11 protein-coding genes are annotated in these 10,178 nt (G+C 67.3%); 4 read left to right on the top strand and 7 right to left on the bottom strand.

Features of this window, described 5'->3' with window-relative positions:
- The 3 genes from bioD to panD form a co-directional block, all read right to left on the bottom strand.
- Positions 1–536 (bottom strand): dethiobiotin synthase (gene bioD / locus AC1D0P_RS15815; protein WP_477677615.1); only part of this gene is annotated, 536 nt, incomplete at its 3' end.
- Positions 529–1,860 (bottom strand): adenosylmethionine--8-amino-7-oxononanoate transaminase, encoded by a 1,332-nt coding sequence (locus tag AC1D0P_RS15810; RefSeq protein WP_477677614.1) that lies wholly within the window; start codon positions 1,858–1,860, stop codon positions 529–531. The genes AC1D0P_RS15810 and bioD, both read right to left, overlap by 8 nt.
- Positions 1,861–1,919: 59 nt before the next feature.
- The gene (gene panD / locus AC1D0P_RS15805) at positions 1,920–2,300 is read right to left on the bottom strand and encodes an aspartate 1-decarboxylase (protein WP_007867856.1); all 381 of its coding nucleotides are present in this window, start codon (positions 2,298–2,300) and stop codon (positions 1,920–1,922) included.
- Between the two features lie 169 nt (positions 2,301–2,469).
- On the opposite strand from panD, the gene nadC reads away from it, so the two are divergent.
- Genes nadC through pabB form a run of 3 tightly spaced genes read left to right on the top strand, consistent with a single transcriptional unit; the run spans position 2,470 to position 6,212 of the window.
- Positions 2,470–3,339, top strand: coding sequence for a carboxylating nicotinate-nucleotide diphosphorylase (gene nadC / locus AC1D0P_RS15800; protein WP_477677613.1), 870 nt, complete (start codon positions 2,470–2,472; stop codon positions 3,337–3,339).
- A 2-nt stretch (positions 3,340–3,341) separates the two neighbouring features.
- Positions 3,342–4,457: a quinolinate synthase NadA gene (nadA, locus tag AC1D0P_RS15795; protein WP_477677612.1), complete on the top strand. Its 1,116-nt coding sequence runs from the start codon at positions 3,342–3,344 to the stop codon at positions 4,455–4,457.
- Between the two features lie 6 nt (positions 4,458–4,463).
- Positions 4,464–6,212: an aminodeoxychorismate synthase component I gene (pabB, locus tag AC1D0P_RS15790; RefSeq protein WP_477677611.1), complete on the top strand. Its 1,749-nt coding sequence runs from the start codon at positions 4,464–4,466 to the stop codon at positions 6,210–6,212.
- A 12-nt stretch (positions 6,213–6,224) separates the two neighbouring features.
- Here the strand turns inward: pabB and AC1D0P_RS15785 are convergent, their stop codons facing one another.
- From AC1D0P_RS15785 to AC1D0P_RS15770, 4 genes are read right to left on the bottom strand one after another with little or no spacing between them, the layout of a single operon-like run.
- On the bottom strand, positions 6,225–6,584 hold the full coding sequence (locus tag AC1D0P_RS15785) for a 5-carboxymethyl-2-hydroxymuconate Delta-isomerase (RefSeq protein WP_477677610.1): 360 nt from the start codon (positions 6,582–6,584) through the stop codon (positions 6,225–6,227).
- A 40-nt stretch (positions 6,585–6,624) separates the two neighbouring features.
- Entirely contained in the window at positions 6,625–8,238 is a 1,614-nt protein-coding gene (gene nadB, locus AC1D0P_RS15780; RefSeq protein WP_477677609.1) for an L-aspartate oxidase, read from the bottom strand.
- A 21-nt stretch (positions 8,239–8,259) separates the two neighbouring features.
- Complete coding sequence (locus tag AC1D0P_RS15775) at positions 8,260–9,141, bottom strand: segregation and condensation protein A (protein WP_477677608.1); 882 nt, start codon at positions 9,139–9,141, stop codon at positions 8,260–8,262.
- 44 nt (positions 9,142–9,185) lie between these two features.
- Positions 9,186–9,413 carry a DUF3460 family protein gene (locus AC1D0P_RS15770; RefSeq protein WP_477677607.1) on the bottom strand — a complete coding sequence of 76 codons (228 nt, stop codon included), beginning with the start codon at positions 9,411–9,413 and terminating at the stop codon, positions 9,186–9,188.
- 142 nt (positions 9,414–9,555) lie between these two features.
- Here AC1D0P_RS15770 and bamE point away from each other — a divergent pair, with 142 nt between their 5' ends.
- Positions 9,556–10,077 (top strand): outer membrane protein assembly factor BamE domain-containing protein, encoded by a 522-nt coding sequence (gene bamE, locus AC1D0P_RS15765; protein ID WP_477677606.1) that lies wholly within the window; start codon positions 9,556–9,558, stop codon positions 10,075–10,077.
- Positions 10,078–10,178 lie beyond the last annotated feature (101 nt).

The following is a 10,178-nucleotide window of genomic DNA, read 5'->3' as shown; positions in this document are numbered from 1 at the left end:
CAGCCCGCCAGCGTGAGGCCGCGCGCGCGTATGGCATCGGCGGTCAGCAGCGCATGGTTCAGGCAACCGAGCCGCAGGCCCACCACCAGCACCACGGGCAGGCCCAGAGCCTGGGCCAGGTCGGCGCCGGTTTCACTGTCCGACAGCGGCACCTGGAAACCGCCCGCGCCTTCCACCACCACGGCGTCGGCCAGCTGCGCGAGCCGGCGATGGCAGTCCACCAGCTCGGCGATGCGGATGGGCCGGCCGGCACGGCTAGCGGCGATGTGCGGTGACACCGGGTCGGGCAACAGCACCGGGTTGTCGAGTTCGGGCGGTACGCGGCAGGTCGAGGCGGCGCGCAGCGCGACCACATCTTCGTTGACGTCCTCTCCATTGAGCAGCACCGTGCCCGCCGCCACGGGTTTCATGCCGACGGCACGCACATGGTGGCGGGCCAGCGCATGCAGCAGCGCGGCGCTGGCCAGGGTCTTGCCCACGCCGGTGTCGGTGCCGGTCACGAACAACGAGATCGGCCTGCGCGCGGCTTCAGCCATGGGCGCCTTCTTCGGCCAGCGTGGCCGCCAGCGCCGCCAGCGCGCCGCGCGCCAGGTGCTGGGCGGGTTCCGCATCCATCACATAGGGCGGCATGGCGTAAATCGTCTGGCCTATGGGTCGCAGCAGCACGCCGTTCGCCATCGCGTGCTGGGTGTAGCGGCGCGCGAAGTGGGGAAGGCTGCCGGGCTCCACGTCCCAGGCCCAGATCATGCCGAGCCGGCGCGCATGCCGGACGGCTTTGTGTTGCGTGAGCGGCGCGAAGGCCGCGTCCAGCGCCTGGGCCAGTTCGGCGTTGCGCGCCAGCACGTCGGTCTGCTCGAACAGCTCCAGCGTGGCCAGCGCGGCGCGGCAGGCCAGCGGGTTGCCGGTGTAGGAATGCGAATGCAGAAATCCGCGCGCCACCTCGTCGTCATAAAAGGCTTCGTAGACCGTGTCGGTGGTCAGCACGGCCGACAGCGGCAGCGTGCCGCCGGTCAGCCCTTTGGACAGGCAAATGAAGTCCGGCCGTATGCCGGCCTGCTGGTGCGCGAACATGGTGCCGGTGCGGCCGAAGCCGGTGGCGATTTCGTCGGCGATCAGATGCACCTCGTAGCGGTCGCACAGCGCGCGGGCTTCGCGCAGGTAGGCCGCGTCGTACATGGCCATGCCGGCGGCACACTGCACCAGGGGCTCGACGATGAGGGCGGCGGTTTCCGCGTGGTGCTGTTCCAGCCAGGCCTGCAAGCTGGCGGCGGCGCGGCGTGCCACGTCCGCCGCGTTTTCGCCGGCCTGGGCGCCGCGCGCGTCGGGGCTGGGCACGGTGGCGGCCAGGCGCACCAGCGGCGCATAGGCTTCGCGGAATATCGCGATGTCGGTGACCGCCAGCGCACCCACGGTTTCGCCGTGGTAACCGCCGGCCAGGCCTATGAAGCGGCTTTTTTCGGGTCGGCCGCTGTTGCGCCAGTAGTGCGCGCTCATCTTGAGCGCGATTTCGGTGGCGCTGGCGCCGTCGCTGCCGTAGAAGGCATGGCCCAGGCCCGTCAGCGCGCCCAGGCGCTCGGAGAGTTCCACCACCGGCGCGTGGGTGAAGCCGGCCAGCATCACGTGGTCCAGCGTGTCGAGCTGGTCGCGCAGCGCCGCCTTGATGTGCGGATGGCCGTGGCCGAACAGGTTGACCCACCAGGAACTGACGCCGTCCAGGTAGCGCCTGCCTTCAAAGTCGTAAAGCCACACGCCTTCGGCACGCGCGATGGGCACGGGCGGCTGGGTCTCGTGCAGCTTCATCTGCGTGCACGGGTGCCACACATGGCGCAGGCTGCGCCGGATCATCGCTGCGTTGTCCATGAGGCCTTGTGATGAGGGGGAAAAGATCGCGGCCTCGGGCATCGCCGGGCCGCAAGGGCTCAGGGTTGCTGCACCGGGATGGTGGAGCGCTCTTCCTTGATGCGGTTGTCCGGGTTCACGAAGACCAGCTTGGGGCTGAAGCCCGCGACGTGTTCCTCATGCACCTGGGCAAAGGCGGCAATGATGACCAGGTCGCCCACGGCGGCGCGGCGCGCGGCCGAGCCGTTGACCGAGATGATGCGGCTGCCGCGTTCGGCGCGTATCGCATACGTGATGAAACGCTCGCCGTTGTTGATGTTCCAGATGTGGACCTGCTCGTTCTCGGCCAGGTTGGCGGCGTCCAGCAGGTCTTCGTCGATGGCGCAGGAGCCTTCGTAGTTGAGTTCGCAATGCGTCACCGCGGCGCGGTGGATCTTGGATTTGAGCAGGGTTCTGAACATGGTGGGCGTCGATGAAAATGGGGCAAGAGGCAAAGCGCCACTGTGGGGCGGATGGGCGCGGATCGCGGTATACAGGCGCCTGGCTGGCCGCTGTAACATTTGCGACAGTTTTCGGCTCTATTTAATAGTTTAGTGCACGGTATGGCGTGCTTCCAATCTTAGATTGCTTATGAAAAAGTCATTTGATTTCACGGCCGAAGCGCTGGCCGCCCTGGCCCAGGCCGACGCGGCCCGTGCCCTCGCGGAAGACATAGGCGCGGGCGACCTGACGGCTGGCTTGATAGACCCAACCCGCCAGGCCCGCGCGCAGGTGCTGGCGCGCGAAAGCGCCGTCGTCTGCGGCGCCGCCTGGGTTGAGGCCACGGTGCGGCAGCTGGACCCGCAGGCCCAGCTGACCTGGCATGTGAAGGACGGCGAGCGCTGCGAAGCCGGACAGGTGGTGTTCGAGGTGCGCGGCCAGGCCCGGGCCCTGTTGTCGGCCGAACGCACGGCGCTGAATTTTTTACAGCTGTTAAGCGCCGTCGCGAGTAAAACAGCGGTTTACGCCGACATCGTCAAAGGCACGAAGGCCGTCATCGTGGACACGCGAAAAACCCTGCCGGGCCTGCGCTTGGCCCAGAAGTACGCCGTGGTCACCGGCGGCGGCACCAATCACCGCGTGGGCTTATACGACGCCGTGCTCATCAAGGAAAACCACATCGCGGCGGCCGGCGGCATTGCCCAGGTGCTGGCGCGCGCGGCCGAGGTCGCTTCGCAGGCCGATTTTGTGCAGATCGAGGTCGAGAACCTCGACGAGCTGGCCCAGGCCCTGAATGCCGGCGCGCGCATGGTGCTGCTGGACAACATGAGCCTGCCCGACCTGAAAGAGGCTGTGCGCATCAACGCCGGCCGCGCCGTGCTGGAGATTTCCGGCGGTGTCACGCTGGACGGCCTGCGCGTCCTGGCCGAAACCGGCGTGGACCGGATTTCCATCGGCACGCTGACCAAAGATGTCCGTGCAATTGATTTTTCGATGCGCTTTGACGCACAGGCGGCCTGAGCATGCAAGCAACCCTGCCGATTCGCGTCGACTACGAGCAGCCTGAAGCGGCGGGCGCCTGCAGCACGCACCAGGCCTGGGCCCGCGTGCCGGCCGAGCCGACGCAGGCTGAGCGCGCGGCGCTTAAAAGCCGCATCCGCGAGCTGCTGAAGGCGCGCAACGCCGTCATGGTGTCGCACTACTACGTGCACCCCGACCTGCAGGACCTGGCTGAAGAAACCGGCGGCCTGGTGTCGGACTCGCTCGAAATGGCGCGCTTCGGCCGCGACCATGCGGCGCAAACCCTGGTGGTTTCCGGCGTGCGCTTCATGGGCGAGACGGCCAAAATCCTGTCGCCCGAAAAACGCGTGCTCATGCCCGACCTCGACGCCACCTGCTCGCTGGACCTGGGCTGCCCGGTCGACGAATTCGGCGCCTTCTGCGATGCCCATCCGGACCGCACCGTGGTGGTCTACGCCAACACCAGCGCCGCCGTGAAGGCGCGCGCCGACTGGGTCGTCACCTCCAGCTGCGCGCTCGACATCGTGCGCGCGCTCAAAGCGCAAGGCCAGAAAATCCTCTGGGCGCCGGATCGGCACCTGGGCGGCTACATCCAGCGCGAGACTGGCGCCGACATGGTGTTCTGGAACGGCGCTTGCATCGTGCACGACGAGTTCAAGGCTTTCGAGCTGCAGGCCCTGAAAGCCGAACACCCCGGCGCGCGCGTGCTGGTGCACCCCGAGTCGCCCGCCGACGTGGTGGCGCTGGCCGATGCTGTGGGTTCCACCTCCGGCATCCTGAAAGCCGCGCGCGAGATGGATGCCAAAGAATTTATCGTCGCGACCGACAACGGCATGCTGCACAAGCTGCGCACGCTGAACCCCGGCAAGACCTTTATCGAAGCGCCCACCGCCGGCAACAGCGCCACCTGCAAAAGCTGCGCGCACTGCCCCTGGATGGCCATGAACGGCCTGGCCGGGCTGGCGCAGGTGCTGGAGACCGGCACGAATGAAATCACCGTCGATGCGGCGCTGGGCCAACGCGCCCGTTTGCCGATTGACCGCATGCTGGCCTTTACCGAAGCCCTCAAGGCGGGGCGGCCGGTGGCGGGGCTGGTGCCGCACATAGGCGCGGCCTGATCTGACGTGACCGGCAGCCTCTCCGCCCTTATCGATTTCGCCGATCCCCAGCAGTCCGACGGGCCGCGCCTGCGGCAGGCCTTCGGCGCGCCGCGCGAAGTACTGGTGGCACATCGGCCCGAAGAGGTGCGCGCGGTGCTCGATGCCGCGCAGGCGGCGGCGCAGCGCGGCGCCTGGTGTGTGGGCTACCTGCGCTACGAGGCCGCCCCCGCTTTTGATGCCGCGCTGGTGGTGCACCCGGCCGACGGGCCGCTGGCCTGGTTCGCGGTGCATGAGCAGGCGCTGCCCTGGCCGCAGCCGACACAACAGGCTTCGCCGCAGCTGCAATGGCAAGAGGCGATGGCGCGCCCGGCCTTCGACGCCGCCCTGGCCGAACTGCAGCGCGCGATTGCCGCCGGCGAGTATTACCAGGTCAATTTCACGGCGCAGATGCGGGCTGCGCTGAAGGGCGATGCCGGCAGTGCGCTCGCCCTGTTCCAGGCCTTGCAACGCGCCCAGCCCGGCGGCTATGCGGCGTTTCTCGACATGGGCGAGGAGCAATTGCTGTCAGTCTCGCCCGAACTGTTTTTTGACTGGCGTGAAGGCCTGCTGCTGGCCCGGCCCATGAAAGGCACGGCGCCGCGCGGCATCAATCCCGCGGACGATGCCGCGCAGGCTGAGGCCCTGCGCAACTCGGCCAAGGAGCGCGCGGAAAACGTGATGATCGTCGACCTGCTGCGCAACGACCTGTCGCGCATCGCCGAGCCTTTCAGCGTGCGTGTGCCGCGCCTGTTTCACACCGAGGCCCTGCCGGCGGTGTGGCAGATGACTTCGGACGTGGAGGCGCGCACGCGGGCCGGCTGCAGCCTGGCCGATGTGTTTGCCGCACTGTTCCCCTGCGGTTCGGTCACGGGAGCGCCCAAGGTGCGGGCCATGCGGGCGATCCGTGAACTCGAACGCGGGCCGCGCGGGGTGTACTGCGGTGCCATCGGTGTGCTGCGGCCGGGCGGTGCGGCGACTTTCAACGTGCCCATCCGCACCGTGAGCCTGCGTGGCCTAGAAGCGCGCTGCGGCATCGGCAGCGGCATCACCTCGGGTTCCGTAGCCGAAGGTGAATGGCAGGAGTGGCGCCACAAGCGGGCCTTCCTGGAGCGTGCCAGCATGCCTTTTGACGTCCTCGAAACCTTGGCCCTCGAAGCGGGCCGGTTACGCAACAGGGATCACCATCTGGCGCGCATGGCGGTTTCCGCGGCCCACTTTGGCCGCCTATGGGAGGCGGCGCAGGCCCACGCCTGCCTTCAGGATCTGGCACAGGCGCACCCGCAAGGCCTCTGGCGTGTGCGCCTGCTGCTCAACGCCGACGGAAAATTCAGCGCCCAGGCCTATGCCATGGAAGCGTCGCCGGCCCAGGTGCGCTTGCAGCTGGCCGAGCGTCCGCTGGACGCGGCTGACGGTGAGTTTGTGCGCTTCAAAACCACGCACCGCGCCCACTACGACGCTTTCACGCCGGCCGCGCCGGACGTGTTCGACTGCGTGCTGTGGAATGCGCGGGGCGAGATCACCGAATGCACACGCGGCAACATCGCGATGCGGGTGAACGGCCGCTGGGTCACGCCGCCGCTGGCCTGCGGGCTGCTGCCGGGCGTGGGCCGCGCGCTGGCCTTGCAGGAAGGCCGGCTCAGCGAAGCCGTCGTGCGGGTCGACGAATTGGCAAGGGTAGAGGCCTGGGCCTTTGTGAACAGCCTCAGGGGCTGGATAGACGCGACCCTGGCCTGAACCCGGCTTGCCTTAAAGCTTTTCCTTGACGTAGGACGCGCGGTCCATGTCCACCATCTCCACGCTCAGTTGCACCATCAAGCCGGCGGGCCGGGGGCTCAGGCGGCGCAGCACTTCGGCGATGCGCGCACCCRGGTCTTTTTTGGCTTCAGGCGTGCGGCCCGACAGCAGGCGCAGTTGCGCGTGCACAAAGGCGCGTGAGGCCGGCGTGTTGCCGATCTCAAAATCGTCCAGCGCCACCAGGCGGGTTTTCAGGTCGGACTCGTCCTGGATTTCAGGGCTGGCGGTGAGTGCCTGGTTCAGGGCCTTCAGCACTTCGGCCTTGGGGAAGCCGGCCAGGTTGCTGGAGTATTCAACGATCAGGTGAGGCATGTAAGTTCCAGATTGGGAAGTGATAAAAAATCGGGAAGGATCAGCTTCCGGGCGGCACCAGTACGGTGGGGATGGCCTGTTCAGCGATGCCGGGGTAATCGCGGCTGAAGTGCAGGCCGCGGCTTTCGTGCCGGCCATGGGCCGAGCGCACGATCAGGTCGGCCACCTGCACCAGGTTGCGCAATTCCAGCAGGTCGCGCGTGACGCGGAAGTTGGCGTAGAACTCCTGGATCTCGGCATCCAGCAGCGCGATGCGGTGCGCCGCGCGCTCCAGCCGTTTGGTGGTGCGCACAATGCCCACGTAATTCCACATGAAGCGGCGCAGCTCGTCCCAGTTGTGCGAGATCACCACGGCCTCGTCGGCGTCGGTGACCTGGCTTTCGTCCCAGGCGGGCAGGGCCGGCGTTTCGGCGGTGGCTTCGGCTTCAATCGCGGTCGCCGCGGCGCGCGCCAGCACCACACATTCGACCAGCGAGTTGCTGGCGAGCCGGTTGGCGCCGTGCAGGCCGGTGCAGGCGGTCTCGCCGATCGCATACAGGCCCGCCACATCGCTGCGGCCTTGCAGGTCGGTCAATACGCCACCGCAGGTGTAATGCGCGGCCGGCACCACCGGAATCGGCTGGCGCGTGATGTCTATGCCGAGTTCGAGGCAGCGCTTGAGGATGTTGGGGAAATGTTCCTGTAAAAACGCCGGGCTCTGGTGCGAGATGTCCAGGTAGACGCAGTCCAGGCCGTGCTTTTTCATTTCGAAGTCGATGGCGCGCGCCACCACGTCGCGCGGCGCGAGTTCGGCACGTTCGTCATGCGCCGGCATGAAGCGCCCGCCGCCGGCCGAGGGCGGCAGCAGCAGCTTGCCGCCTTCGCCGCGCACGGCTTCGGTGATCAAAAAGGATTTGGCCTCGGGGTGGTAGAGGCAGGTCGGGTGGAACTGGATGAACTCCATATTGCCCACTCGGCAGCCCGCGCGCCAGGCGGCGGCAATGCCGTCGCCGGTGGCGGTGTCGGGGTTGGTTGAATAAAGGTAGACCTTGCCCGCGCCGCCCGTCGCCAGAATCGTCTGGCCAGCGCCGAAGGTCAGCACCTGGCCGCCGGCCGTGTCGAGCACATAGGCGCCGTGGCAGCGTTTGCCGGACCGCTTGAGTTGGCGGTCGGTGATGAGGTCGACCAGCATGTGGTGCTCAAACAGCGTGATGCCCGGCGTGGCGCGCACCCGCTCTATCAGCGTGCGCTGCACGGCAGCGCCGGTGGCGTCGGCCGCGTGCACGATGCGGCGCTGGCTGTGGCCGCCTTCGCGGGTCAGGTGCAGCTCGCCTGGGTGCTCGCCGTCTTCAGAAAACGCCACACCCAATTTACGCAGCCAGGCGATGGCCCCGGGCGCGCCCTGCACCACGGCCTGCGTGGCCGGCAGGTCGCACAGGCCGGCGCCGGCGACCAGGGTGTCTGCTACGTGCTGCGCCAGCGTGTCGCCTACAGCCAGCACGGCGGCCATGCCGCCCTGGGCCCAGGCGCTGGAGCCGTCATTGAGTTCGCGTTTGGTGACCACCGCCACGCGCCGTCCCGGGGCCAGCAGCAGCGCGGCGGCCAGGCCGGCCAGGCCGCTGCCGATGATGAGGACGTCAAAGGCGTGCTGCGGCGGGGCCGGCAAGCGTGTCATTGAAGGATGAAGGGTTGGGGCCTAAGCCGGCGTGTACGCCAGGCGCACATAGATGGGCGCGAAGGCCTCGGCCTGCGTGACTTCGAGCAGGCCTTCCTTGGAGAGCTCCAGCAGCGCGATAAAGGTCACGACCAGCACCGGCATGCCGCGCGCGGCGTCGAACAGCTCTTCGAACTCCAGGAACTTGCGGCCCTGCAGCTTGCGCAGCACGATACTCATGTGTTCTCGCACCGAGAGTTCTTCGCGGCTGATCACGTGGTGCTGGATCAGGCGGGCGCGCTTGACGATGTCGCGCCAGGCTTCCTGCAGGTCGACCACGTTGACGTCGGGAAAGCGCGGCTGCAGCGACTGCTCGACATAGACCTGGGCGCGCAGGAAGTCGCGGCCGAACTGCGGCACTTCGTTGAGCTTGTGGGCGGCCAGCTTGATCTGCTCGTACTCGAGCAGGCGGCGCACCAACTCGGCGCGTGGATCTTCAGGTTCCTGGCCCTCGGCCACTTTTTTGGGCGGCAGCAGCATGCGCGACTTGATCTCGATCAGCATGGCCGCCATCAGCAGGTATTCGGCCGCCAGCTCGAGGTTGGTGGCGCGAATCTCGTCGACGTAGGTCAGGTACTGGCGTGTGACCGCCGCCATCGGGATGTCGAGGATGTTGAAGTTCTGCTTGCGGATCAGGTAGAGCAGCAAGTCCAGCGGGCCCTCGAAGGCCTCGAGGAAAACCTGCAGTGCATCCGGCGGGATGTACAGGTCGTGCGGCATGGCGAACAGCGGCTCGCCATACAGGCGGGCCAGCGCGACCTGGTCTATCACCGCGGGCATGTCCGTGCCTGGCGCCTCAGGCTGCGCCTGGCCGGCGGCCGGCGGCAGTTCCTGGGGAGCGGGAGGGAAATGGGGCTGGGACATGAAAAAAGCAGCGGCTGCGGTCGTCGCGAAGGGCTGTGGCGCCCTTATTTGCCGTTGGGGTGGCTGCTGGTGCCGTAGACGTAGGGCTGCTGGGGTACGCGGGCTTCGCCGTATTCGGCCTGCTCGGTCCGGTTCAGGTTCTTGTCCCACAACAGGGCGCGCCCGGCGCGCTGTTCGGCCTCCAGCGTGGGCTTTTGGGCCTTGAGCTGGTCGATGAATTGCGTCGTGTCGGAGGTGTAGTCGGAGCGACGGAAGATGTTGAGGAGGGCCATGGGGTCTAAACTGCCTGAAACGTATAGTGGGCTGATTTTACCGGGGTCTGCCATGCCTTCCTTGTTTCCGTCCTTTTCGCCCTTGTTACCGGCCCAAAAGGGCGGTTCCCCCGCCTTTTCATCAAGAAGGATGTTTGCCTGTATGGGTCTGCTGTCATTTGTCCTGGGCCTGGTGGGCTGCGACCCGCAGCGCATCGCCGAACTCGAGGAGGGCGTGGCCACCGAAGCCGACGTGCGCGCCCGCTTCGGCGAGCCCGAAAAAATCTGGACCGCGGCTGACATGGCCGACACGCCCCTGCCCGGCGCGGCCGCGGCGCCGGGCGCCCGCACCTTTGAATACAACCGCCAGCCGCAGGGCCAGGTCAATTACATGATCACGATAGGCGCCGACGGCAAGATGAGTGCGCTCAGGCAGGTGCTCACGCCGCAGAACTTTGAGAAGGTGCTGCCCGGCATGCGCATGGAGCAGGTGCGCAAGATGCTCGGCAAGCCCATGAAGGTCACGCCCTATGCGCTCAAGCAGGAAACCCATTACGACTGGCGCTACCTGGCCCCGCCATCGACGGCGCGCATCTTCACGGTGGTGTTTGACGCCGACCTGAAGGTCAAGGGCACGGCCTCGGTGGACGAGGAGAGCATCAGCCCCTCCGGCGGTACCCGCTGAGTCGCTCACAAAACCCTCCTGGCGTTGTTGCGCCGCCTTGCCGTGCTGGTGCACTGTCTGCGGCGGCGCGCCTAGCCAGGACCGCTTCGCTGGGCTTTGTG

The organism is Polaromonas sp. P1_G2 (assembly GCF_056405515.1).
Note: the sequence above shows the minus strand (reverse complement) of the source record. Positions and strands in the feature narration are given on the sequence as shown.

Excerpts from the sequence above, each read along its gene's own strand:
- AC1D0P_RS15810 (WP_477677614.1), bottom strand. The coding sequence starts at position 1,860 with ATGGACAACGCAGCGATGATCCGGCGCAGCCTGCGCCATGTGTGGCAC.
- panD (WP_007867856.1), bottom strand. The coding sequence starts at position 2,300 with ATGTTCAGAACCCTGCTCAAATCCAAGATCCACCGCGCCGCGGTGACG.
- nadC (WP_477677613.1), top strand. The coding sequence starts at position 2,470 with ATGAAAAAGTCATTTGATTTCACGGCCGAAGCGCTGGCCGCCCTGGCC.
- nadA (WP_477677612.1), top strand. The coding sequence starts at position 3,342 with ATGCAAGCAACCCTGCCGATTCGCGTCGACTACGAGCAGCCTGAAGCG.
- nadB (WP_477677609.1), bottom strand. The coding sequence starts at position 8,238 with ATGACACGCTTGCCGGCCCCGCCGCAGCACGCCTTTGACGTCCTCATC.
- AC1D0P_RS15775 (WP_477677608.1), bottom strand. The coding sequence starts at position 9,141 with ATGTCCCAGCCCCATTTCCCTCCCGCTCCCCAGGAACTGCCGCCGGCC.
- AC1D0P_RS15770 (WP_477677607.1), bottom strand. The coding sequence starts at position 9,413 with ATGGCCCTCCTCAACATCTTCCGTCGCTCCGACTACACCTCCGACACG.
- bamE (WP_477677606.1), top strand. The coding sequence starts at position 9,556 with ATGGGTCTGCTGTCATTTGTCCTGGGCCTGGTGGGCTGCGACCCGCAG.